Here is a 26261-nt window from a genome sequence, read left to right on the forward strand (position 1 = left end):
GTTATTTTAATCAAAACAACAAAGCATTTTAAAAGACTTAATATGTTAACCAAAACTTCAATTTAACAAATCACGCAAATAAAACTTATATTATAAGCAGCTATTGCCTTATCATAATTAATAATTCATTCTATTTTGCACATTTACAACAAACTGTAAGGTAAGCATAATCATACTTTTACTAATCAATTTCCACAAATACAGGCTGAATTAAATCAATATGATATATATTAAAATTCGAATTAAGTAATTATATTTGTGAATAATGAAATTCGGAACTGTTATTTTTCATCAGATGAAAATTGTTGCAGTCACAGTAGAGAAAATGTAGAGTTTTACAAAATAGACCATCTTTACAAGAATAATAATTAGATTTGTAACACAAATTAGCAATTTTATGAAATTAGGATATATACACAGCAACCGAGAAGAACAAGCCCGAGTCATGCAAGTACTGAAAATGACTTCGGAATCTGTAGCTCTCGACGAACTCGGCATTGGCCGTATCCGTGATGCTTTTGCAGACCGTATGTTCCCCGGAATATCTACCCTGCAAAAGCACATGAAGTATTTCTCGCTCATGCCACAACTCTATCGTAAGGCTACAGAAAAACGATATAACCGTTTATCGGAGGTGAAAGCGGAAATTATCCGTCTGGAACGGATCATGACAAAAAATCTATACGATGGAAGTGCGGACAAACGAGGTATCACAGGAAGTGAGATGATTGGTAAAAGTGGAAACAATTATGTAAAATATGATCCGGCATACATCTACAATTCCGGATTACAAACTTTTGGAATTTTACGTAGTCCACAGTTATATGAACTAATCTACTCAACTTCAAAGGCATTGCACAATGCCCCTAAAGTGACCAAGACGGATGATGAAGATACAAATGACGATGCGGACGAGAAGTCAGGCCTGTTCCAGTTCTGCTCTTTCCCTAATGTAGATTATGATTTTATCCAGAAATGTACATTAGATCTGACCGTAGAAGATAAAGACTTCATTGTGGATCACATTCTGAAAGCAGAAGCATGTCAAGGTACCTTATTACGTTACATCGTGGATAATCCTGACTTTGCAATAGCCGATAGTTTTGAACAGATTCCCTTCCGTCATTTGCCACAGGAGATTGGAGAATTGCAAGATTTGGCCCGACGCTTCGCTGATTTCATATATATGGTGCACATCCGCTATAACTATATATATTCGCAATACCAGGATGAAGAAATGCGAATCGAATTTCAGGAAAAACTTAAAGAATACCGGAATAGTGGTACGAACATAGACAAAGTGCTGAATGCAGTAAGTATACGGGAGAACAGCGGAAAATGGTTTTGCAAAGAAGTTGCGGAACGCATTGCAGCCAATGACATTGAAGAAAATGGCGGTTTGGATCAGTTGATTATCAACCGGGAACGAAGAGTAAAAGGGAATCGAAGAAAAATTGGAAATCCAGCATATATTTATAATAAAAGGAATCGCATACACTACTATAAACTCACCTACCGATGGGAAACGGTAAAAACCTTTACCGAGGAATTAAGAAAGGAGGCTATCAATGGCTGATGTATTATGGAATGATATTATCTATACGGATGTGTTGCAAAGCGATGGCTTTGTAATTGATTATGCGGTTTGTACTACCTATAGTCTGGACATGCCTTCCTTGTTATCAGTGCCCTTTATGTTGGGCACAATGACCGACCTGACAGAAACAACCATGCGCTCTCCTCACCTAATATTGGAGACTATCAATAAATCAGCTGGTAAGTTTGCCGTTTTCTGCAATGCCGGATGTATGGCAGTACCGCAAGCCAACTCCAAAGTGTATTCACTATTGGAGCAGAGCGTTGTACAAGTAACACTGCAAGCAAAGGGGGACGGTTTCATAAATTTCCATCCCAAGGTATGGATTATAAAAGAAACGAACCCGGACACCGGTGCTCAGCAGATCAAACTGATTGTCCTTTCCAGGAACCTTACCGGTTCCAATGACTTGGACGTAGTATGTGAACTTGTCGGTAAAATCGGCACCAAACCGGCCACAAGAAAAGCGCAAGTCAAACATACACCTCTTGTGGATTTCCTCACATGGTTAATCGCAAAAGCCGATAACCGTACTATCCGTAAAAATATGCGTTCTATCTGTAAGGACATCGACTACATTGAACAATTTGACCTTACCGATTCTCCTTTTGAAGATTACGAGTTTTTTCCTATGGGGATACCTGAATATGATGGATATACAAAGTGCTTTGAACAAAGTATGCTGAATCATGCGGCAGAAATGCTGGTCATCTCCCCCTTCGTGGACAAGAATATTTTGAATCAGATGGTCAGTTGCAATCCTAGTGCTAAAAAGACACTCATCACACGACATGCATCAGTTACACAAGAGGTAATAAACTTGTTTAATAATGGTGGTGTTTATGCTCCCAAGGAAGTACTGACCGATAAGGTGGAAAAAGATGTAGCTGTCGACTTGCACGAGAAAGTGTATTTCATACGCCGAAACGAGGGCAATCTCAGCTATAACCATCTGTATCTTGGTTCTACCAATGCCACCATGAATGGATTCAGACGGAATGTGGAGTTTTTACTGCACCTGAAGTTTGCTCCCTATAAATCTTCGTATGAAAAATACCGGAGTGAACTGATAAACGACAGCAAGGAATGTATGTTCGAGCAGGTTCTTTCGGTACCAGAGGAAGACTCTGAGAAAGAGGATGTCACTAACGAATTGATGCTGCGTCGTGCAATTTCGGCCATTCAGCAGGCACAAATTACATCTAATGACGGAAACTATACCATCACCATACAATGCCAGACTAACAGAATGCCTTCAGAGCCTGTTTTTCTTTATCCTTTAGGATGTGACGGCAAGGAACAAGTATTAGCTGACGGGCTGACATTTAAAGATATGGCACTGAATTCATTAACAGAATTCTACACGATACGGATTGGAGATTTGCGTCGTCTGATAAAAATACAGACGGAGGGAATGCCAACCGATGAGCGAGACAAAGCAATATTCCGTTCCTTTATCAATACGAAAGGAAAGTTCATCAACTATCTGGCATTCATGCTAACAGATGAGGTGGAACAGTATATATTGGAAAGCCAACAACTGGAAAAGGAGCTGGCCAATGACAAGGCATCCTCTTTGGAACAGCAAATTAGTACCTCACTTTATGAAGACATGGTGAAAATGGCCTATAAAGACCCTGACCGCATCGCTTCTATCCGGCAAATCGTAGAGAAAGCAGACGAGACAGTCATCCCAGACCATTTCATGGAGATGTACAACACATTTGAAAACGTTATTAAACAAATAAAACACTTATGAGTCAGGAAGTAAAGGATTTTCAGCGTGCTACGGCAGATCGCATTCTGCATATCTATAAAAATTTAGGTCATCGACGGGTATTGCTGGCCGACGAAGTGGGATTAGGCAAGACGTTCGTAGCCAAACAAGTCATCAACCTGGTTCGTGAATGGCACAAGCAGGAGAAAGATGACTTCTTTAAGGTGGTTTATATCTGTTCGAATGCCAACATAGCCGACCAGAACATTGAGAAATTAGGGGTTGAAAATCGGATGAGCATCAGCGAGAGCCGTCTGTCAATGCAGCATCTCTATATCAAATTGGCTGAGAAACGGATTGCAGAACAGCATGAACAGGGAGAAATGCCTGAATCAATCATTCCGCTGACTCCTTCCACTTCCTTCCGTTTTTACAGTGCACAAGGAACGGCCAATGAACGTGCCTTGATGTATAATATTTTATGCGGACTGGATCAATTCAAAGATTATAAGGAAGTTATCAGTGATTTTCTTAGCTGTAATGTAAAAAACTGGCAGGAGCTTACGAACATTTATAACGAAAAGATCAAAGGATGCGGAGATGATTATCTTTGTGAGATGCATAGTAAGTTACAGACGAGTTTGTCGGATACTATTACAAATCAATTGATTGAGTACGCACAAAATGGTTGCGATAATCGTCAGAGGGCAGAGATGATCAATAAGCTACGTCGTATTTTCGCAGAAATCAGTATTGACATGCTCGACCCTGACCTGGTTATCATGGATGAGTTTCAACGCTTCAATTCGTTGCTTGAACAAGGCGATGACGAGCAATCCATGCTGGCCAACAAATTCTTTGACAACGAGCGTTCCAATACGAAGATTCTGTTACTTTCCGCTACGCCCTACAAACCTTATTCCACCCTTGAAGAGTTAAATACAAATGGGAATGACGAGCACTATCAGGACTTTATGAAAGTAATGGATTTTCTATATGCCACAAAAGATAAAATGGACCGGTTCAAGTTGATATGGCACACATATTCTGCTGCACTCAAACGTACAAATGTGGTTGATTTAACACCGCTTGTGGTAACCAAGAATGAAGCAGAAGAAGCACTGTATGGAGTGATGTGCCGTACGGAACGGTTTAACAGTGGCATTATAGACGATTCCCGTGTATGTGACGTACAGGTCGTGCCGGAAGATATCCTTTCTTTTGCAGAGGGGCAGTATCTGATGGATTGTCTAAATCAAGAAAATACGAAAGTGCGCTTAGGTAATCTCCCCATGGAATACGTCAAATCTTCACCTTATTTGTTGTCCTTTATGGATAAATACGAACTGAAGAAACGAATTGCTTCGGCATTACAACACTCAGACGTAAAAAGATATGGAAAAATGGACGCATTGCTTCTATCGAAGTATGCCATCAATAATTATCGTCCCATTCCTGCTGCTAATGGAAAATTAAAGTATCTCCACGACCTAGTATTTGGTACACATCACGAGAAGAAAACACAGTTGTTGCTTTGGGTTCCTGCCTCTAATCCATACTATATTGAGAGTAACGAAGCTCGCAACTTCTCCAAGATTATTTTATTCTCTTCATGGGAGATGGTACCGAGAATGATTTCCATCATGATGTCATATTATTCGGAGTTATATACTTTGGGAGAGTTAAAGAAGGTAGAAGCAGAGATACGCTATACTTCTCAAAAGAAGAACCGTTATGGCGAGAATCGTTTAAGAGCCGACGGATTATTAGAGTATCCTTGCCAAACCCTATCCGGTCTTTTCTCTCCTACCACATTTTATGGAGAGAAACTTTCCTCAATCCGGAAAATCATAAAACAGAGAATTCAAGAAGAATTTGCACAGAATACTATCATAAGTAGTATTCCACAACAAGGGCGAAACAACGCCAAACTTATTCTTACTCTCATGAAAATACTGGATGGAAAGCCAGTAGAAGATTTGAACGACTTGTATGTGCCTTCAAATGCATTGGATGTGATGACAGATATTGCCATCGCTTCACCGGCTGTATGTGCTTATCGGCAATCCGGCAATGAAGAAGATGCCCAAATGGTGGCTAAAGCAATCGTCTCAGTATTCAACAAACCTGAAAGTGCAGCTGTGATAGACCTGATGTATAACAAAAAGAACGATGATGATTATTACGAATCTGTTCTTGATTACTGTGTGGTAGGTAACCTGCAGGCTGTACTTGATGAATATGCCCACATGACACAAACAAAGATGTTGGGACATACTGTTACGGAGGCTATTATTGGCACAAGCAATCTTAGCATAGATACAACCGATTCATTGGGAATGGAAGAAAAGAAACAACTTATGCGTTGTCATTTTGCTATTCCATTCATTGACAAAACGGTCACTGACAAATCTGTCGCTCGTACCACGAATATTCGTAAGGCTTTCAATTCTCCTTTCCGTCCGTTCCTGCTTTCAACAACATCAATAGGTCAGGAAGGCCTTGATTTTCATTGGTATGCCAGAAAGATTGTTCACTGGAATCTACCCTCAAATCCTGTAGATATAGAGCAACGGGAAGGTCGTATCAACCGATTTAAGTGTCTGGCTATTCGCAGAAATGTGGTAAAATTGTATGGCAGTGAAACTTATCATACTTGGGATGAACTGTTTTCTCTAGCTTATTCGAATTTGAAAGGCACACATTCGGATATTGTTCCTTATTGGTGCCTTCCTGTCGCAAATCTGACGGAAGAACAACGGGCAAAATTGGAATACATTGAGCGTATTGTTCCGCTTTACCCGCTTAGCCGCGATCGATATAAGTACGAACGTCTTATCAAGGTGCTTGCTTTGTATCGCATGACACTGGGGCAGCCACGCCAGGAAGAGCTGTTGAACCTTTTGAGAAATATGCATCTTTCGGATAAACAGCTCAAAGAACTGACAATTGATCTGTGTCCATATAATAAAAGGAAATGATTATAAAAACAGTTTCTCTCGAAAGGCTCTATATTTAATCAGATAAAGTAGATAAAAGAACAGAAATCACCTTACTTCTCATCTATAAATTACAGTCTAAAAATCTCCAGCTTTTAGTCCTATAATTGAAGTAAACAAAGGCTAAAGCTGGAGATTTTAATCATTACAACATTCACAATTGAGGGGAATTATAAATACCTTTACCAACATAAAGTATCCATCAACAGTCAATTATAATTCTAATAGATTTATTGCTTAATAACTTAAAATATAACCAACAAATTAATAAATAAAATGCTCAACAAATTGTTATTCATTCATTGTATAGAAATACATAACAAAAAGTCTTTTATATCATTGACATCAATATTCTCGGGTATACAACAAAAACATCCAACAATAAACATCTGTTCAAAAGGATAGATAAAGAACCATTTGTAATATTGCAGAAAAAATGAGCAAAACATGTTCCGTTTGCTTAAGATTATAAGAAACTATAGGGAAGAGATTAGTTATATAGAAATCAAACAACTAATCACAGATAAAATGCCAATTAATGTAGCTCTTTTACTAGATATTTTGATATACACTTTTTCCCTAAACTATCATAGAAAAACGCTTTTATAAAAGGGCTTGCCCTATTCACTTTTTTAAAAGAGGGGAGCCTAATTCCCCCTTACTAAAAAGGGCATTAGAAAAAGACAGTTTAAAATGGCAGCAAGCTGGATAATTTTGTTATGTAATTTACAGAACAGAGAATCGAATTTTTGCCATAATTTGGATCAAAAAATTATCAGCTGTACCAATATTAGCAATACACAAAAACAATCGTAAGAAAGGCTTAAAACTAGCTAAATTCAAAAGTTATTCTCCAGCAGCTACAGTCGTTTTATCATATTAAGAGCAATAGAAAACCAATACAGACTTGGATCTTTTTTAATTAAAAGTCCCCAATATATCATATACGACTGAAACAATTTATATGGGGGTGTCCAACAAAATTATACAACAGGATAACCTCAAGAAATAGATTTTTTGTTGTACACTATACCTATCAAAAATATGATTATAACAAAATAACAAAGTACAAGAAAACAGGGCTTAAAGTAGCAAACAAATAAACTTGATCGCCCCAAATGTAAGTATAGTATGGAAAGGATAATAGTATCTAACAAAAAACTTTTTTAAGATGCATTAAAACCATACTTTTATTCTAAATTGACATAATCAAAATCCAAACAATAACCTCATCATTTCATCAATTCATCAAAAAACAATTGTATCACATAACGTAGAATTGTATAAAAAAGCAATAAGCACTTTTATATTTAAACGACATTTCATACTTTTGAGATACATCTTTTGTTTTTCACTATTAATGCCCAGCACAATAGTAATAATTTATAACAATATACGTCATGATTAAAATTTACAGTATGAATACTTGTCCGGACTGTATTTATGTTGAAGAACAGATACAGGGAGACGACAGATATGATATTATAGACATAGGTTCGCATGTAAAATATTTAAAGGAATTTCTAAGGATCCGTGATAACAGCCCTGTTTTTAATGAAGCGAAAAAAGTTGGAGCTGCAGGTATTCCATGCTTTGTTCTAGAGGATGGTTCTATTACACTCATACCAGAAGAAGCCGGACTTACTTCAAGACCAATTACAGAAGGAATGTCATGTAATATAGACGGAAGTGGTTGCTGATACAAACTATATTTTGAGACATCTAACCTATCATATAATAAAGCTAAAATATGAAATTTGTTTATTATATGATAGGTTGTACTAATAATAGTCTTTAATCATAAACTACCTTTAGATAATGATTGATACTTCTATATTGTTTACTATCTTTCTCTTCTATGAATCGTGTATATTGGGAATATAGCTTCTGTTATAATGCAATGATGATGAATATGGTATACTTACCTGCCGCTTGTTGTATGGGAAAATTTTGCCAATGAGGATTTATAAAGATGTAATCCTAGCAAAGGACTCAACTATATTGAGAAATTAATGGAATATCTTTTTAAGTCATCCGATGAACATTGAAGAGATTTCCGTATTTTTGAAATACAAATCAAAATGGCCGACAATGGAAATTCATAATTTATTGGATATCAAATCAAGAACAGAACTACGTGAATGGCTAATACATAACCATAAAACGGAGAAAGAATGCTGGGTAGTGGTGAAACGTGGAAGACCTACGGATGATAATACTTTCTGGTATATTGATGCTGTAGAAGAAGCCCTATGTTTCGGCTGGATAGACAGTACCACTAAGAAAATAGCAGAAGATGTAACAGCCCAAAAACTTTGTCCACGAAAGCCAAGAAGCAATTGGTCCGAACTCAATAAAGAAAGATGCCGCAGAATGGAACGGTTAGGACTGATGACAGATGCCGGAAGAGCCGTTCTACCGGATATGTCACCTAATGGTTTTATCATAGACAAGGATATATTACAGAGGCTACAATCTGACCAGGTAGTGTGGAACAACTTCTGCAAATTCCCTGATTTATATAGGCGAATCAGAATTGATACGATTCAAATTAAAAAGAATCAACCCGAACTTTTTGAAAGCCGCCTGAATAAATTTATAGAAAATACCCGAAAAGGACTTCTTTACGGAGAATGGAATGACAACGGAAGATTATAAAAATACAGGAAAGCATTAACCTATTTCTATTTTTATTACCTTTGTATCTAGGATATTAAAAACAAAGATTGTTCAACCTATGAAATGGCAATTGTGCATATAGCTGCGCATAATAAATAGCATTTTCAATTCAAGCTATTAATATACAGGCTTATAATACAGGTCTGTACTTCTTTATTTTGCCATTATATCAAATAATTACCTTACAAATAAGTTATGTCACTAGTTGACAGGACTTGTTGTATTTTATCATGTTGAACAATGAATTATACATATAAAAACATATGGCTCATCAACTTTCCGGTTATGATGAGCATCCTTATCGAACAACTTATTAATATAACTGATGCTATCTTCTTAGGTCATGTTGGTGAAATAGAATTAGGGGCATCTGCACTTGCCGGAATCTGGTACCTTGCCATTTATATGCTCGGTTTCGGATTCAGTATAGGTTTACAGGTTGTCATTGCACGGCGTAATGGCGAGCGGCAATATTCAGAAACAGGTAGGACATTCTTTCAGGGGTTACTTTTTCTGTCTGGCTTAGCAGCTCTACTGTGCACTATTTCTAAAATATTATCTCCCATGATTCTGAGCAATCTGATTGTATCAGAGAAAGTATATTCTGCTGTTATTGACTATCTGGACTGGCGCATTTGGGGATTAATGTTTTCTTTCCCATTTCTTGCGTTGCGGTCTTTCCTGGTCGGTATCACACTTACAAAGCCCTTGAACAAAGCTGCCTTCACTGCAGTATTGGTGAATATACCTTGTAATTGGCTTTTCATATTTTATTTCGATATGGGAATAGCAGGTGCTGCAATAGCGTCATCTTTTGCTGAATTATGCTCATTGATAATATTGTCTATCCATGTTTTACGAAAAATGGACAGAAAGGTTTATGGTCTGAACTGGCAGTTTAATAAAAACATATTCCATCATGTCTGCCGTGTATCTATCTGGAGCATGTTCAATCCGTTTATTGGTGTGGCCTCATGGTTTGCCTTCTTCGTAGCCATTGAGCATTTAGGCGAATTGGAACTGGCAGCGACAAATGTAATACGTAGCATATCTACCTTGTTTTTTGTTATTGTCAATTCATTGGCAGCAACTACCGGCTCATTGGTAAGTAATCTGTTGGGAGCAGGACAAAAGAATCAGATTTTCCCGTTATGTAACCGGGTTATCCGTTTGGGATATGCCGTGGGATTCCCACTTATTATTCTTTCTATAATCTGTTTCAATCCACTTTTTAATATTTACTCGGATAATGAGGGCCTAATGCAAATAGCACAGCTGCCATTTACAGTAGCGTTGTTGAATTATGCCTTTGCCTTACCTGGTTATGTATATATGAATGCTGTCACAGGGACAGGTGCCACACGTACAACCTTCATTTTTCAGACTGTAACCATTATAGCCTACCAGATTTATTTATGGACGATAAGCAATTTAAGCTCCTCCCTGTCTGTATATTGGACAGCAGAATACTTATATGTGATATTGCTTGGAATGCTTTCCATTATATATCTTAAATGCAAAAACCATTAATCATTTGAATCCCATGATGGAAAAAGACCTGTCTATCGAAGTCGGCGATTACACTTTCAAGTGAATAAAATACTTTTCAACCATATCTTTAAGCTGATTCGATGACAGGTTTGCTATGCCCATTGATTCAATAAGTGAAAACTCTTCTTTATTCTTACCAATAATAAACTTACGTTCATGACCGTCTATTTCAGCAAGCAAATGGAAATTTCCCTTGTACGCCTGCTCAATACGGATATTCTTTATAATATGTCCGTTTATAACCAATTCGCATATTTCGGGAGCCATTTCCTCTAACTCTCTCCATGATTTCAGACGGTCAACTATAGTGTTTTCGACACGTCCTACCCACTGTTCAGCAACACCATATTTAGTGGCAACCGTACGAAATTGTTTCATGGCATTTACTATATCACGTATTATTGCATCAGGCCTACGTATTCCATTATCTTTAGCAAATTGAATAACATCTTCCCGTGTTATATTCCTAAGTTTTGCCCTAATATACATGCAATGATCTTCATTAGGCAAGAATCCTCCATTGTCAAATATATAAGTTACATCGTATGCAGGAGACAGACGCCAAGTACCGTCTTCACTCATAACGAATGAAAAATTCTTATTGTGATCATCTGTATTGTTTGCCAATACATTAAAGACCATCCTGCGGAATACCTCATAACAGTCTGTTTCCGGCAGATGGAGCTTCCGACATACTGTAATCAATTGTTCGTAACTGTCCGCATCGGGGCTAATTGCAGCCAAAGTTTGTGTATGAATCTTTTTTCCATGATTACGGTCAAAGCGTTTTGTCATAAAATGATTATTTCCGTCCACCTGATAGAGTTTGGAAGGCATCATATTTATCCCTGCCATTGTAGCAAGTTCATAGTAAGACATCTCCAATTCTGCCGAACTGTATTGCGAATTACCAAATTTGACCAGATAGTAATCAAACTCCTCTAATCCGGAAATCTGCCCGCTACGAACCTCACCATTCTTTAGATTAATGGCAACAATGGCCTTAGGTTGACGACCACCGGCTGAAGTACCAACCGTAAGTAATGACTGCATTGTTACCGACTCTTCAGGCAGGATTCTGGCATTTTCTCTTTCTGAGAATATACGCTCTGCTAAATTTGCCAATGATTTGATATCTATTTTTTCAGCCTTACGCTCTCTTGAAACCTCAGGCAAGAATTCCAAAGCTCCCATTCCACGCTTTCCTATAAATGAGAGTTTGTCAAGAGGAGTAATATCTGCGTTTGACAAGTGATTCTGTTGGCGCCATAATTCAAAAAGTTGATTACCCCATGAGTCAGGCAATGAATCTGCTAAAAATGCCGGTAATTTTTGATAAATCTTGGCCTCTTCTCCCCATACAGGCATAAGCCCTCTCGCTCCATCAACTGGTGCAGCTAATGGAGAAATATTAAGACCTTTCTTCAAGAAGGCCGGATTATACATAAAATAGGATAACCTGCGTCTGGCATCCCATGCCAATCTACCAATTTCCTCACCCCAAAGTATTACTTTTAACGACTGTACCATAATTTATGCTATTTAGAGTGTCTGACACGCTGTACCTTTTTATCATCCTTACGCACCATGTAAGGAGATTCAGGCAATTCCGGAAGAAGATTGTCTATAGTGTTAATCTGACCGACCACTTTCAACAACACAATAAATGTTGACAATGAAATATTGCCAGCTGTACCATTCTCGAATTTGTGAATGGTTGTAAGCCCAATACCGGATTGCTCAGAAACATCTTGCTGAGTAAGATTGCAACGAATTCTATATTCTTTAAATCTGTTGCCTAAGAGCCTTACAAGCTCAGGAGTGGAGTATTCATAGAAATCTACCATATAAGCCGTATTTATATATCATTATAATGATAGTTACATATATTTTTAAGCATTAATCTTCACTATTATGAAGATTATAAATACAAAACTATGTAATTTCTGAGAATAAAACTAATTTTTCTTAGAAAACTTATCGTCAAATCATAGTGATTGATTGTAAATCCTATATTTTGTATTTGTTATATGTCCAATTTCGCTATTTCCCTCATGAAGTTTTGATTGCAAAAAAATGGCTTATCAACCACGCATAAACACGGAGATAAGCCAACTTTTAATTACGACGTTCCATTAAGAAATAGGCTCTACACGTTTATCAGGCTCCCATTCGGTATGAGAAATAATATCATGATATTGTTCCAGAGTAAGAAAAGAGTTTTTCTCATCAGAACATTCATACTCCCAAGGAAGCTCATATACGGTACCTTCTTCCTGATATCCCATATAGTTATGGTATGAATCAGGAACCAATCGAACAAAATCCTCTTCCTTCAGAATACTCAGAAGTTTCTCTGCATCGTAAATATGTAATGGAGCATCAGCCTTATATAAAGAAACAGCCACCTCCATAGCCAATCCAACATTGGATGAATAACTGTTGGAAACAACAATCTTCCATCCCTGATGTTGAATATTTGAAGCTAAGATATTCAAACGTGAAAGCCCAAGTTCACCGTAATGATCCGTTGCAAACCGTATGAAATCCTCCTGGCTGTCGACGTTATAAAGGTTCTCCACATCCACATACTTCATATACTTGTAGTAAGCCACATCCGAGATTTTTTGGAGATCTCTTTTTGCATCCTTATTGATACGTCCACCGATACCCCGTTTCTTATGATAAGCCTTATAAGCTTCGTTAGCAATACGATAAAATTTACAATACTTTCGTATGGTCATAGTCTCTATAGGAGATAAAGAACACTCCTGTATTGAGTCCCCTAAAGCCTTAACTGTCATTTCCCGGTCCTCTACATCAATCCTAAGACTCGGAACTATGCGAACCAGGTTCTTTCTGGAAATCCTACCTGTACGTTGCTGGTATGGCAGATTGTTTGCTACATACTCATTAAACCCGTCGGAATCTGCTACAATAACACCAATTATAAGATTCAAAAAGTCGAAAAAACGTGTAAGGTTCTCCTTGCAACAAACATCATCGAACTCCTTTTCATTATACGAGGAGCGGTTAGAAATAACAAAGTGGGTAAATTTCCGGTCGGTAACATGAATCGACCGGTTATTCCCGTATTTCCTTGAGGTTACATAGAACCAGCGCGTTTCCATCGGATTAAACGCAAGCCAGTCCGACAGATATGCATCCATGCTGCTGTATTCTCCCGAAGCAATCAGTTCCTCTGCATTACCCCAATCTTCTGATGTTGGCCGAGGCACCTCTATATAAAACCCACGACACTCTTCATCACCAATCACGGCAAGACGCTCAAACTGACGCTGAGTCTCAATCATCCTTTCCAGTAAATTTCCTTCAACAACAATTTCCCAATGATGATTTTCGCCTAATGCTTCCAGATCTAATGTAGTCATACCAACTTCCTTAGCTAAATCGCAAAGGAATTTTCTATCTATGATTTTTCTTTCATTCATCGCTGTACTCATTTAATTTCAATAAACTTGCCCGATTCAAATCCATTCATCAGATGCTCATTTGCAAAAATATATCCCATCTGGTTAGAGATTACCCTGGTCCCTCCTATTTCCGTATCAATATTGGTATGCGAATGTCCATATATCCATGCATCAATCCTACTATTGGCAATTAAATTATCATACTCACTTGCAAATGCACTGTTCAGAACAGATCCTCTATGGTGCGCTGCTACCACTTGGAGTGTAGGCAAATGATGTGTAACCACCACAATATGGTTTGCTGTGCTCTCTTCGATGTTTTTCCGAATAAAGTCAATACTGATCTCGTGCATCCGGTTGAATTCCTCCACTTGCAGCAGCTTCCCGCCAAACTTAATCTGACGGAAGTCGTTCATACCTTTCCATACAAAATATTCATCATTCGGATTGATATGCGACCAAAGCGTACTTAGTATAAAGTCCGTATCATCGATGCGGACAGCCTGATTCTGATAGTAACCCACATTCTCCCGCAACATCCACTTCCATTGAAAACCGCGTTCCATCACATCCGAATAGTTATAGTATTCATGATTACCAGGAACAATCAATACCTGACGGTAATTTTTGGATGCCCACTTCCAGAAATTCATAACTGGAGCAGTCTTATCCTTGAGATAGAAAATATCTCCTGCCAGCACCAGTACATCACCTGTTACAGGCAATTCATTATATCTCAGATATCTACTATTCTCCTGAAATTCGAGATGCAAATCACTCATATATTGTATTCTCATTTTATCATTCTCCTTCCTTTGATTGTTCTATCTGTTTCTCTATTATCATCTTTACCTGTGCAAATGATACCGGTGTGAAATTATTGTTATCTACACCTACATCATACTGAGTCGGGAAAAGCATTTTCAACCGCGGAACATCCTTGCCGGTGTTATGCCTGCTGGTATGTACATGCCCGAAGAGTTGCCATGTATCACTGTAAGCTCCTCCATAACAAAGGAAGGGACAATGGTTCAGATAAATTTTCTGTTTATCAACTTCAATATGCATCTGCATCGTTATCTGTTCAAAGTACTTCGTATAATTCTGCCTGAGATTCTTTATATCGTGATTGCCAGCTATAAGATATATTTTTCCATTCAACCTGTTTAGTACATTTATCCATTCGGCAGAACCTCCCAAACAAAAGTCTCCCAAATGAAATATTATATCATCAGGGCCAACCACGCTGTTCCAGTTGGCTATTATCGTTTCATTCATGTGGGCTACATCTTTGAAGGGCCTGTTGCAGAACCGGATGATATTGGTATGGTTAAAGTGCGTGTCAGATGTAAAGAACACCCTGCTTCCATCAAATTTATAATTCATAATTTTGTTCATTTATGCGCATCACTGCGCGGTTAATAATACATTGTATTTTGCCCATGGACGGAATTGACGGAGAAGGACGCATCGAGCGGATGTCACCAAAAGGCATAAAGAAAAAGCCGTCGAAAAGTTTTAATCAGGACTTTCCGACGGCTTTCTGTTATAATTATCAGAGGGTTATCAGCATCATTGTAACCTCAATAATATACATAAAGATCGTTGGAAAGTGTAATTGTATTTATTCAATGATTCAATGCTTGATGCATGAACATACGACACACGCTCAAAGCATTTTGTGCTTCGATATAATGTATTTGCAGGTATGTTCATTCTATTATGTTGCATCGTTGTTATATATAAATTATATTGCAAAGTTACGAATATTATTGAGAATCAATAAATTCTTATATATAAAAATGAAAAGTCACACATTAAAATACCAGTACTTTATCTATTTTCAATATCCTACCGCTTGCTACACCCAACATCAGAACCATGATATAATTTCATTGAATGCCACCTCCATTATTTAAACAAACTTGAGTAAGATCCTGAATGGCATCATCCAATGAAAGCAGATGTTCTGCTTCATAATGTTCCGTAAGGAAGTCAATACCATTAAAACGTATTAAATAATTATTTGCTTCACGAACAGATATATGATAAGTCTTGGCAAATTCATTGATAACGGCAACGATATATACAATCACATTTTTATCAATTGCCTGCGTATTTTGTAAGATAATAGAAGCAGACATACCAAGAGCATCAAGAACTTTTGTCATTGTCTTTATTGTAAGTCCTTTTCCACTCTCAATTTTTGAAATCTGAGCTTTTCCAACTCCTATACGTTTACCTAGTTCTTCTTGAGTAAGTCCCTTGCGAAGACGTTCATTCCGAATCATCAAACCTATATTTTCTATGCTATCTGTCATATTATACGTTTTATCACATGGAAAACAAACATACGACAAAGTATCCTAAACCGGAAACAACATAGAAAAAAATTAAGTTCCCAATAGTAATGATGTAATATCGTCTTACTTTTTTTGATTTTGTTACATAATCAAAAACATAAATAATCTCCGGATTACACCACAAGTATTACCTAAATATATTATTATTTTCCTCATTAATACATTGAGAAATTCACAAAAAAGAACTATCTTTGTTGTACTATCATCATGTAGCGCATGGGATAAAACTATCAAAGAATCAAAGTTTTATACTTGATTTTTGATATACAAAATTTGAATGAAGAAAGGCGGTACAAATAAAATCGACAAAAGGCTGAAAAACAAAGGTTTGCACTTGTACATAGAAAATGAATTCTTTGTCAAAAATCTATTTGTACCGATTAAAATGCTAAAACGCTGATAATTAAACATGCTTCGATGTTGCATCGTAGATAAGTGGTGATTACCAACGATTAGCATTTGGAAAATCCATCGCAATCTGCCCTTGAAAACCAAGCGATTTTGCTCCCTTTCGTCAAAATAGACATTTCCTTTAAAAACAATATAAAAAGGGATATTCAGTAAATGTCTCTAAAAAATAAGATGGCATATGAAGATGATAGGGCATGACCATTTCATATGCCATTCTTATTGTCATTTTTCCGTGCTTTCTCACATAATTCTATCCGACAGGACATGACGTTCCGGAAGAAGTCTGATGACCTCTTCTGATTCTGTGAGTAAAATCATATCATGCTGCTTTAGCTGTTTTGTTTCTGATTTTTTCTATTATCAGTATGGCATTTGCCGTATGTATTCCAAAGAAAATCCACAGTATTTCCGTCTTCCTGTTTCTGGCCTTTATCCTTGAGAGCGAGTAATGTTGCTTTTGAGTGCCGAAGCTTCCTTCAAGCCGTGTTGCCCTTTCTTTTGAGAGTTCGCTTCTAAGCACCTTCCTCAAAGGCTCATCTTTGGCCGCCCTTCCCTTGCGCACAAAGGATGTGGATATCCCATATTTTGTACAGAACTTTCTGTTGGCATTATTGGCATATATGGAATCGGCAGCCACACATCTTACCCTTACATTCATAAGCTTCTGCTGCATGCGGATACAGTCCTTCAAGCGTATACCCTCATTGAATGCCTTGAACGAGAGGTGTTCGATGAACGATATGCCGTCTATCTGTATATTATTGACCTTTGCACCGAACTCGACGGACTTGGTTTCCTTGCCTCTGACGATGGGACGTACATAATGACGGTCAATGCTGACGATGCGGTCACTGACTTTCCGCCCTTCAAACATTTCCTTTTCTTGTACAAGCACCTTTCTGATGATGGAAAGACGCTTATGATAATCCTGGGTATATCGGAGTAAAGCACCGTACTCGCTATGGATCCCATCCCTTTGACTGAGGAGCTTTTCAAGAAGCTTGATCATACGGCGCTTAAGCATTCTTGCCCTTGAAGCTCTCCTCTTTCTTTTCTTGCAGTAGGACAGATAGGATTCCGCCACATTCCTGTATTTGTTGCGCGGACGCCTTATGCCCAGCTCCCTGCAATGCCGGCATATATGCCTGTAGAGCCATTCGAGGCTTTCCCAAAGGAGTTTCATGTCCGTAGGAAAACGCATGTGGCTTTCATAGCATGTGGCATCGGTCATGCAGACGTGAAGGTTATCAAGATAAGGTTTCCAGTGTGAAGCCAGGAGCTCCTGGAAAGAATCAATGTCAAGGCGGGATGCTATCTCATTACGGATGGCACTGACTATCTTGAAGTTGGTTATGGGAAGGGACGGGGGAATCATAATTCCACAGAAAATCTGGTAGTGTATGTTCCCGTTCAGATGTTCCACCAGTTGCCTGTCGGAGAATCCGGTGTATGCCTTCAGGACCATAAGGGCGATCTTTGCGGAAGGACTGAATCTGTTCCTGCGTCCCAGGCGCCGGTCCGACAGGCCGGCGGCTTTTGCCATACATTCAAACGGAAAGACCGAATGAAGCTTGCCAAGCTCACTCTCATTAAAACTCTTGCGGTATTTTTCCAGAATATCAAATTCTGTAAAACCCAAAGTAGGGTGAATTTCTGAAATATTCACTATCTTTGCCATATCTTATTAGTTTGGATATTTCCCCCGTTTTGGCCGTCAAATCTTATTTTCGGGGGAATACCTAAAGATACAAAAAAGCCAACTAATTCGCAATACTTTGTGTATGAATTAGTTGGCTGATTTTGTAATATTTAATGAATGTCCCTAAAAATGCCCCTGCCAAACATTGTCCGACAGGGGTGTTTTTCGTAGATTTGATTCCCGTCTTGACCGGTGGGGTAAAACCATTTCTACTATGACAACAAAGATAGCAAATATTCTCCAATGCTATGCATTGGGGATGGAGATAAAGCAAATAAGCAGGAGTTTTGAGCTATCCCGCAACACAGTGCGCAGATATGTGCGTCTGTTCCAAAAGTGTGGCATTCCGATAAAGGAGTTGGCATCAATGCCTTCTTCCCGCATCCAAGAAATGTTCTCCGAAGGGGTTAGCCGTAGTCAGATTCCATCACAACGCCAACTTAAGCTGGAGGCACTTCCACCCGAGTACTCCGCCCGTCTTAGCCGCCGAGGGGTAACGGTCAAATCCCTGTACAAAGAGTATCACAAAACACGCCCTAATGGATACAAACATGCCAGTTTCGGTAATTATCTCATGCGTTACCGGATGGTGACTCATGTCGTGGGGCATATTGAGCATTATGCCGATGACCAAATATACATTGACTTTGCCAGTGACAAGTTTGAGGTCATTGACAATGAAAACGGTGAATGCCGTAGCGTTGAAATGTTTGTGTCCATACTCCCCTGTAGCCACTATACCTATTGTGAAGCGGTCTGGTCCCAGTCAAAACAAGATCTGATCAAGGCATGTGAAAACGCACTTCATTTTTACGGCGGTATTCCGATGGCAATCGTACCTGACAACCTCAAAGCAGCAGTAGCCCGCAGCAACCACAACGGTCCGGTAATCAACGAGGAGTTTGCGGCATTTTCCGAGCATTATGGATGTACCGTATACCCCGCACGGGTACGCCATCCCAAGGACAAGGTGTTGGTTGAAAATGCCGTGAAACTGCTTTACCGGCAGTATATGCAGATGTCGAAGAGCTTGTGTTCAACTCTCTGGAATCTTTGAATGTGGCCATTTTCGAATCGCTCTCAGCCTTTAACGGGCGCAGGATGAACGGACGTTCCCTGTCCAGACGCGAACAGATTGAAGCCGAGTACCTCCGCCCACTTCCTGCCATACGCCACCAGATGAAGGAGCGGCGCTCTGCAACGGTAATGCGGAACTGCTATGTAACTTTCAAGCTTCACCATTACAGCATGCCGAAAGAGTATATAGGCAAACGTGTCGAAATTGTCTATGATGCTGACACGCTGAAGATATACCATGGTCTGCGCCTAGTGACCACACATCAGCGTGATGATACGCTTTATGCCTATACAACTAAGGCCCCCACAGACTGCCCGGACGCCATGGGAGCTATGAAAATAAAATAAACTTAATCATATATTAATCTTTTCAAAGGTCTGTAATCCGGAGTTGCCAAAAGGCAACAGCAGCTGCTGCAGCCACATTGAGCGAATCCACTCCATGCGCCATAGGGATACGGACTACATAATCAGCTTCAGCAATTGTCTTGTAAGGAAGCCCATCCCCTTCTGTTCCCATCACAATAGCCAACCGAGGTTCAGCCGCCAATATGGGATGATCTATAGAGATAGAATCATCAGTCAACGCCATGGCAGCAGTACGGAAACCAAACTTGTTCAAATCGCCAATCGTACCATTCAACCATGTCCATGGAACCAAGAACACCGAACCCATAGACACCCTTACCGCACGGCGATTCAACGGATCGCAAGAATTGCGTGTCAACAAAACAGCATCTATCCCAAGAGCAGCTGCCGAACGAAATATCGCCCCGATATTGGTAGTGTCCACCACACCGTCAATGACTACAATCCGCCGGGTATCCCGGCAGATCTCTTCCATAGAGGGCAACACTGGACGACGCATAGCACATAATACACCACGTGTCAGAACATAGCCAGTCAACGTAGTCAACAACTCTCTATCACCCGTATAAACGGGCACATCACCACAACGCTTGATAATGTGAGCAGCACTGCCAGAGATATGCTTACGCTCACACATAAGAGCAAGAGGTTCATATCCTGCATCCAAAGCCCTACTAATGACATTGGGGCTTTCGGCTATAAATACCCCTTTCCCAGGTTCCATACGCTGACGTAACTGAGCTTCCGTCAACATGCAGAAAACATCCACTCCGGGATGTGTCAATGATGATATTTCAATAATAGGCATACACTCTTATATTATACTATTTCATTGCTTTTAATCTACATTCCAGCCTCCATTGTCACAGCTACTTTTATCACTCCATCTTGTCGGTTCTCAAAAATCTGGTAAGCCGTTTCTATCTGATCTAGCGGGAAACGATGTGTAATTAGTGGAGTGGTATCTATTTTTCCCATCTCTATCAAGCGAAGTATCTCAGCACAATCGCAACCATCTACGCCACCAGTTTTGAAGGTTAGATTCTTTCCATACATATCCGGCAAAGGAAGAATCTGAGGACGGTCATAAAGAGCCACCAAAATAACGACAGCATTAGGGCGCGCACATTCCCATGCCAAGCGAAATGTATCCTCCCCTCCTGCCACTTCAAAAACTACATCCGCACCACCGTGTGGACTACTTTGCAATACAAATTCCTTACATTCTTCTGGAGTGACAACTTCTACCTGCGGATAATGTTCCCTAACAAACCGAATTCTTTCAGAGGATTGTTCACAAACAACAATGCGCTGCGGCTTTCTCAGCATCACACAAAGCAAAGTACAGATTCCCGTAGGTCCCGCACCAATGACAAGCACCGTGTCTTCTTCGGTAATCTCCGAAATGCGAGCAGCCCAAAATCCTGTAGCAAGGATATCTCCTACAAACAAAGCTTGCTCATCACTCACGGAATCGGGAATGAGATTCAAGCCTTGATCAGCATAAGGTACGCGAACATACTCCGTCTGCCCCCCATCAATCCGACATCCCAAGGCCCATCCCCCATTAGGATCAGCACAATTATTCACATATCTATGCCGGCAAAAAAAACATTCTCCACAAAAGGTTTCCACATTGACGGTAACTCGATCGCCTGGTTTGACTAATTTAACATCACGTCCTGTCTGCTCCACAATACCCACCATTTCATGCCCCACTGTTATTCCGGGAACAGCACGTGGCACACCACCATGTTTAATATGCAAGTCACTGGTACAAATACTCCCGAGAGTAACGCGCACAATAGCATCACGCGAGTCTCTCAACTCAGGCTTCGGTTTCTCTATCAATTCAAATTTTCCCTGTTTAATATAAGTATATGCCAACATGATATTTCCTTTTCTTCTTTAATGATTATCTTTATAAAACGACGCAAAGATAATATACAAACATAAATAACAGCCACCATTTGCTGACAAAATGGCTTTCTTTATCACTTTACCTTGCTTCTCAACTGCAAACAAATTTTACAAAGGTTTAAACACATCTCGATATTCATTAAAATTATCTTCACAGATTTAAATTCATTTCATTTCCGGCTGACATTTTGCCATCAGGCATATACTTTGCAAGAACATCAGTGTATTTCCAAAAACGACAAGATAAAAAAATCAAAAAGCAGTCTAGTAACAATTTAAAATATAGGAGATTATAATTATGATGCCGACTAGAAAGTATAACAATCAGAATTGGTTACCAAGTATTTTCAACGATTTCTTTGATAATGAATGGTTGACAAGAGCCAACGCTACCGCCCCTGCAATTAATGTCATTGAAAGTGACAAAGATTATAAAGTAGAGGTTGCTGCTCCGGGTATGACTAAAGAAGATTTCAATATCCACATCAGCGAAAACAACGAACTAGTGATCTCAATGGAGAAAAAGAATGAAATAAAAGAGGACGACCATCACAACAGAAGATATTTACGTCGTGAATTTTCTTACTCTAAGTTCGAACAAGCTTTGATTCTTCCTGAAGATGTGGTTAAGGAAAAAATCAGCGCCAATGCCAGCAATGGTGTTCTGACCATTGATTTGCCTAAACGCACTCCTGAAGAAAAAGCCAAAGTGAACAGAGTCATCGAAATTCATTAATCACAGATTTTGAATATTTACAATCAGACAGTTTATAAGGTACATCTATAACATGCTATTATTTTGCATGATATAAAAGTGTGCCTTATATATTGTCCGATTGTCATAAAATCAACATATTTGCATCAACACTTTCTGCGGATTTCCACCATGCTTTTCAGCGTTTCTTCCCATCTTTCCCCTAAAAAAAGTCCACCTCTATTACAATTGAACTTCAAATTCAGGACAAAACTGAAAAAAGCCAGTTTAAATTTTCCTTCAAAAAATGCTGAACAACATTAAAACAGAAACTAAGATGAGTAGGCTTCTTTTTTATTATACAAGCATTAAAATCACATATTTTTAGTATTTTTGTACCCAAATTCACCATATAAAACAAACCAATAAAAAGAGGATGAAAGCATCAGTACGTTTAGTTCGTTTTGCTACAATAGGAACCTTAAATTACCTTATTACCATGTTAGTGATATGGATTGTGATGAGTTACTTCTCATTCAAAGGAAAATATATAGTAGCAAATATTATGGCATATCTCATCGCTCAAACCCATAATTTTATATGGAGCAAATATTGGATTTTTCCTTCCAGCAATCCCCAAAACAGTCTTTGGCAACAAATAATGCTCTTTTGTACCGCTTTTGGTATTGCCTATGGCATACAACTTCTTTTTGTGATACTGATGATAGAAGCAATAGGAATCAAAGAATTTACAGCACAATTTATTGGAATAATAATATATGGAGCTGTTAATTTTATGGTAAACAATAGAATAACATTCCGATAAATATATTTCAAAACTTATGGCAGACAATTATATAGAAAGGCAATACGAACAATATGAAGCCCGAAAGGCTGCATGGGAAAAAAAATGTAAACAAGGAAAGAAGAAAACGATTTCCGTCAAGCTTCAACCAAAGGACCTGACAGACAATACAATCAAACTTCCTAGAAAAGCATTCATCACAGGAGGTGCCGATGGCATAGGGAGAAACATTGTGAAAGCTTTCTGCAACTCACAATACCAAGTCGCCTTTTGTGACAAAAATGAGGATTTAGGAATACAGACAGCCAAAGAGACCGGAGCAATTTTTTATCATGCCGATGTAAGTAATAAAGAATCCCTTGAGAACTGTATGCACGAGCTTTTTGAAAAGTGGGGGGATATGGACATCATTATTAACAATGCCGGAATAAGCGAATTTTCTCCCATCACGGAAACCAGCGTGGAAGATTTTGATAAAATTTTGTCCATCAATCTGCGCCCTGTATTTATCACCTCACGCACATTAGCTTTGCATCGCAAATCCCAAGCAGAAAATCACCCGTATGGCAGAATTATCAATATCTGTTCCACCCGTTATTTAATGAGCGAACCGGGAAGCGAAAGCTATGCGGCTTCCAAAGGAGGAATCTATTCACTGACCCATGCACTTGCTTTATCTCTTGCCGACTTTCATATCACCGTAAACTGTATTTCGCCGGGATGGATTCAGACCAATGATTACGAACGGCTACGCCCAGAAGATCATGCCCAACATCCATCAAGACGAGTAGGCAAACCAGAAGACATAGCACGTATGTGTTTATTTTTATGTCAAGAAGAGAACGACTTCATCAATGGACAAAATATCATCATCGATGGTGGAATGACCAAAAAGATGATTTATTTAGAATAAAACGAACTAAAGAAAATATCTATAATGAATAAATAATCACTCATGAAAATACATCATATCGCCATTTGGACATTTCATCTGGAAAAGCTAAGGGAATTTTATACTCGTTACTTTAACGGAACAAGTAATGAAAAATACATTAATTCCCAAAAAGGTTTTGAATCTTACTTCATTTCATTTGAAAGTGGTGCTACATTAGAGTTGATGAGTAGGATTGACGTGCAAAATATCCCGATAGAAGAAAACAGACCGGGATTGACCCATCTAGCTTTTTCTTTTGAAAGCCAAAAAGCTGTCTTATCACTAACGGAACAGCTACGTACTAAAGGATACCATATCGTAGGTGAACCTCGCATTTCAGGAGATGGCTATTTTGAAAGTGTGATACTAGATCCAGACGGAAACCGGATAGAGTGTGTTTACAAAAAAGAGCAGGAATGCCCTCCTGAGGGAAATCATGTAATAGAAACTGAGCGACTTATTTTACGTCCTTTTACAGAGAATGATACGGAAGCTGTTTTTAACTGTTGCCAGAATCCCAACCTAGGAAATAATGCTGGTTGGAAACCTCATGACACACTGGAAGAATCTCTGAAAATTCTTCAAACAATATTTATACCACAAAAAGACACATGGGCCATCACTAGAAAGGAAGACCGGCTTCTGATAGGAGCTATAGGAATTCTACCAGACCCAAAGAGAGAGAATTCAAATGCCGGAATGATAGGTTATTGGTTAGATGAAGCCCAATGGGGAAAAGGATATATGTCTGAAGCCGTCTGTGCTGTCTTGGACTATGGCTTCAACAAACTAGGATTAACCTTGATCAGTGCAAATTGTTATCCTCAAAACAAACGTTCACAACATGTTTTGGAGAAAATGGGGTTTACATACGAAGGCATTCTCCATCAAGCCGAAGTTAGCTATGATGACAAAATATATGATCATTTGTGTTATTACTTAGAGAAAAACAACCTAAAATAAGTTTTTCATTTTTACACAATCTCAAATGCCTATTCTATTTCATCATTAATTTTGTTAATCCCTAACTTCCCCCAAAGGATATATACGTGTCTAAAAAAATCAAAACAAAGCAATCGTTCTTGGGTAAAACATTTATCCAAGAACGATAAAAATACACCTTATTCTTCTTCGGAGATTATTTCTCATAAAATCAATTGAAATAATACAAGAAGATAGCGATGCCTTCAAGTGCCTTCTTCGGTTGGTCTTTTATCTCAATTGTAAATTTAATTTCAGCCTTGGCTACGCCACGCAAGTTCTGTAAAGAATGAAGACTTGCTACCATACGGATACTCTGACCTGCTAGGACAGCCTGTCCAAATTTCATCTTGTCCATACCATAGTTGATCATCATTTTCAGATTATTCACTTCTATAATCTGGTTCCACATATGTGGAAGCAACGAAAGGGTCAGGTAACCATGTACAATAGTACTATGATAAGGACTTTCCACTTTAGCACGTTCTGTATCTACATGAATCCACTGATGATCCAAGGTAGCATCTGCAAAAAGATTAATTCGGTCTTGCGACACTTCCACATAGTCGGAAATTCCAATCTGCCGTCCTAGCAGCTTCTCAAAATCCTCGTACGAATTAACAACAACTTTATCCATTATCTCTTTGTTTTAAAGGTTATACACTAATTGAATACAAAAATAAGAAAAAATAGTCCTATATTTGCACTTTATTCACACGAAAACTTCATTACAGATGAGAATTATCGAAAGAGAACAGCGTACCGCAGAACAAATGATCCGAATTTATTGTCGGTACAAGGAAGGCAATAAAGAGCTTTGCCCAACCTGTCGGCAGTTATTGCAATATGCACATAACCGGTTAAAGCATTGTACATTTGGTGAACAAAAAAAGACTTGCCGCAACTGTCCCATACATTGTTATAAACCAGAAATGAAGAAACGAATACAAGAAGTAATGCGGTATGCTGGTCCACGAATGTTTTTTTTTCATCCCATAACAACTATCAAGCATTTCATTCATCAATAAACA

At 38.7% G+C, this 26261-nt stretch carries 23 protein-coding genes; 13 read left to right on the plus strand and 10 right to left on the minus strand.

The window, feature by feature from the left end:
• Window positions 1–397 precede the first annotated feature (397 nt).
• The 6 genes from BVU_RS18815 (at window position 398) to BVU_RS18840 (ending at window position 10522) form a co-directional block, all read left to right on the plus strand.
• A complete protein-coding gene (locus BVU_RS18815) occupies window positions 398–1576 on the plus strand; it encodes a DUF6361 family protein (protein ID WP_012055878.1) in 1179 nt (392 codons plus the stop codon).
• A complete protein-coding gene (locus BVU_RS18820) occupies window positions 1569–3356 on the plus strand; it encodes a phospholipase D family protein (RefSeq protein WP_012055879.1) in 1788 nt (595 codons plus the stop codon). The genes BVU_RS18815 and BVU_RS18820 overlap by 8 nt, the downstream gene beginning before the upstream one ends.
• On the plus strand, window positions 3353–6295 hold the full coding sequence (locus BVU_RS18825; protein WP_012055880.1) for a DEAD/DEAH box helicase: 2943 nt from the start codon (window positions 3353–3355) through the stop codon (window positions 6293–6295). Before BVU_RS18820 ends, BVU_RS18825 begins: the two co-directional genes overlap by 4 nt.
• A 1418-nt stretch (window positions 6296–7713) precedes the next feature.
• The gene (locus BVU_RS18830) at window positions 7714–8013 is read left to right on the plus strand and encodes a hypothetical protein (protein WP_012055881.1); all 300 of its coding nucleotides are present in this window, start codon (window positions 7714–7716) and stop codon (window positions 8011–8013) included.
• A gap of 391 nt (window positions 8014–8404) precedes the next feature.
• Window positions 8405–8971: a YdeI/OmpD-associated family protein gene (locus BVU_RS18835; RefSeq protein WP_012055882.1), complete on the plus strand. Its 567-nt coding sequence runs from the start codon at window positions 8405–8407 to the stop codon at window positions 8969–8971.
• Between the two features lie 261 nt (window positions 8972–9232).
• Window positions 9233–10522 (plus strand): MATE family efflux transporter, encoded by a 1290-nt coding sequence (locus tag BVU_RS18840; protein ID WP_012055883.1) that lies wholly within the window; start codon window positions 9233–9235, stop codon window positions 10520–10522.
• Window positions 10523–10570: 48 nt separating this feature from the next.
• Here the strand turns inward: BVU_RS18840 and BVU_RS18845 are convergent, their stop codons facing one another.
• The 7 genes from BVU_RS18845 to BVU_RS18880 form a co-directional block, all read right to left on the minus strand.
• Window positions 10571–12073: a type II toxin-antitoxin system HipA family toxin gene (locus BVU_RS18845; protein WP_012055884.1), complete on the minus strand. Its 1503-nt coding sequence runs from the start codon at window positions 12071–12073 to the stop codon at window positions 10571–10573.
• 8 nt (window positions 12074–12081) lie between these two features.
• Entirely contained in the window at window positions 12082–12390 is a 309-nt protein-coding gene (locus BVU_RS18850) for a helix-turn-helix transcriptional regulator (protein ID WP_012055885.1), read from the minus strand.
• A 288-nt stretch (window positions 12391–12678) separates the two neighbouring features.
• Complete coding sequence (locus BVU_RS18855; protein ID WP_012055886.1) at window positions 12679–13995, minus strand: hypothetical protein; 1317 nt, start codon at window positions 13993–13995, stop codon at window positions 12679–12681.
• An 8-nt stretch (window positions 13996–14003) separates the two neighbouring features.
• Window positions 14004–14774, minus strand: a complete 771-nt coding sequence (locus BVU_RS18860) for a metallophosphoesterase (protein ID WP_012055887.1) — start codon at window positions 14772–14774, stop codon at window positions 14004–14006.
• Window positions 14775–14778: 4 nt separating this feature from the next.
• Complete coding sequence (locus tag BVU_RS18865) at window positions 14779–15363, minus strand: metallophosphoesterase (protein WP_012055888.1); 585 nt, start codon at window positions 15361–15363, stop codon at window positions 14779–14781.
• A gap of 506 nt (window positions 15364–15869) precedes the next feature.
• Window positions 15870–16298, minus strand: a complete 429-nt coding sequence (locus BVU_RS18875) for a DUF3791 domain-containing protein (protein ID WP_012055890.1) — start codon at window positions 16296–16298, stop codon at window positions 15870–15872.
• Between the two features lie 772 nt (window positions 16299–17070).
• Entirely contained in the window at window positions 17071–18429 is a 1359-nt protein-coding gene (locus BVU_RS18880; protein ID WP_012055760.1) for a transposase, read from the minus strand.
• Window positions 18430–18664: 235 nt separating this feature from the next.
• Between BVU_RS18880 and BVU_RS18885 the strand changes: the two genes are divergently transcribed.
• Together BVU_RS18885 and BVU_RS22925 are read left to right on the plus strand one after the other, a co-directional pair.
• Window positions 18665–19507: a DDE-type integrase/transposase/recombinase gene (locus tag BVU_RS18885; RefSeq protein WP_012055892.1), complete on the plus strand. Its 843-nt coding sequence runs from the start codon at window positions 18665–18667 to the stop codon at window positions 19505–19507.
• Complete coding sequence (locus BVU_RS22925; protein WP_237470031.1) at window positions 19483–19875, plus strand: Mu transposase domain-containing protein; 393 nt, start codon at window positions 19483–19485, stop codon at window positions 19873–19875. The genes BVU_RS18885 and BVU_RS22925 overlap by 25 nt, the downstream gene beginning before the upstream one ends.
• A 22-nt stretch (window positions 19876–19897) precedes the next feature.
• Here the strand turns inward: BVU_RS22925 and BVU_RS18895 are convergent, their stop codons facing one another.
• Window positions 19898–20704 (minus strand): TrmH family RNA methyltransferase, encoded by an 807-nt coding sequence (locus tag BVU_RS18895; RefSeq protein ID WP_012055894.1) that lies wholly within the window; start codon window positions 20702–20704, stop codon window positions 19898–19900.
• A 35-nt stretch (window positions 20705–20739) separates the two neighbouring features.
• Window positions 20740–21786 carry an alcohol dehydrogenase gene (locus BVU_RS18900; protein ID WP_012055895.1) on the minus strand — a complete coding sequence of 349 codons (1047 nt, stop codon included), beginning with the start codon at window positions 21784–21786 and terminating at the stop codon, window positions 20740–20742.
• A gap of 328 nt (window positions 21787–22114) precedes the next feature.
• Here BVU_RS18900 and BVU_RS18905 point away from each other — a divergent pair, with 328 nt between their 5' ends.
• The 4 genes from BVU_RS18905 to BVU_RS18920 all read left to right on the plus strand — a co-directional run bounded on the left by BVU_RS18905 (window position 22115) and on the right by BVU_RS18920 (window position 25212).
• Window positions 22115–22552, plus strand: coding sequence for an Hsp20/alpha crystallin family protein (locus BVU_RS18905; RefSeq protein WP_012055896.1), 438 nt, complete (start codon window positions 22115–22117; stop codon window positions 22550–22552).
• Between the two features lie 394 nt (window positions 22553–22946).
• Window positions 22947–23336 carry a GtrA family protein gene (locus tag BVU_RS18910; protein WP_005852036.1) on the plus strand — a complete coding sequence of 130 codons (390 nt, stop codon included), beginning with the start codon at window positions 22947–22949 and terminating at the stop codon, window positions 23334–23336.
• Between the two features lie 16 nt (window positions 23337–23352).
• Window positions 23353–24228 (plus strand): SDR family NAD(P)-dependent oxidoreductase, encoded by an 876-nt coding sequence (locus BVU_RS18915; protein WP_005842126.1) that lies wholly within the window; start codon window positions 23353–23355, stop codon window positions 24226–24228.
• A gap of 42 nt (window positions 24229–24270) precedes the next feature.
• Window positions 24271–25212, plus strand: coding sequence for a GNAT family N-acetyltransferase (locus BVU_RS18920; protein WP_005842129.1), 942 nt, complete (start codon window positions 24271–24273; stop codon window positions 25210–25212).
• Window positions 25213–25402: 190 nt separating this feature from the next.
• Here the strand turns inward: BVU_RS18920 and BVU_RS18925 are convergent, their stop codons facing one another.
• Complete coding sequence (locus tag BVU_RS18925; protein WP_005842132.1) at window positions 25403–25867, minus strand: MaoC family dehydratase; 465 nt, start codon at window positions 25865–25867, stop codon at window positions 25403–25405.
• 97 nt (window positions 25868–25964) lie between these two features.
• Here BVU_RS18925 and BVU_RS21945 point away from each other — a divergent pair, with 97 nt between their 5' ends.
• Window positions 25965–26258, plus strand: coding sequence for a nitrous oxide-stimulated promoter family protein (locus tag BVU_RS21945; protein WP_005852040.1), 294 nt, complete (start codon window positions 25965–25967; stop codon window positions 26256–26258).
• The last annotated feature ends 3 nt before the right edge of the window (window positions 26259–26261 follow it).

The organism is Phocaeicola vulgatus ATCC 8482 (assembly GCF_000012825.1).
GTDB classification, from domain to species: domain Bacteria; phylum Bacteroidota; class Bacteroidia; order Bacteroidales; family Bacteroidaceae; genus Phocaeicola; species Phocaeicola vulgatus.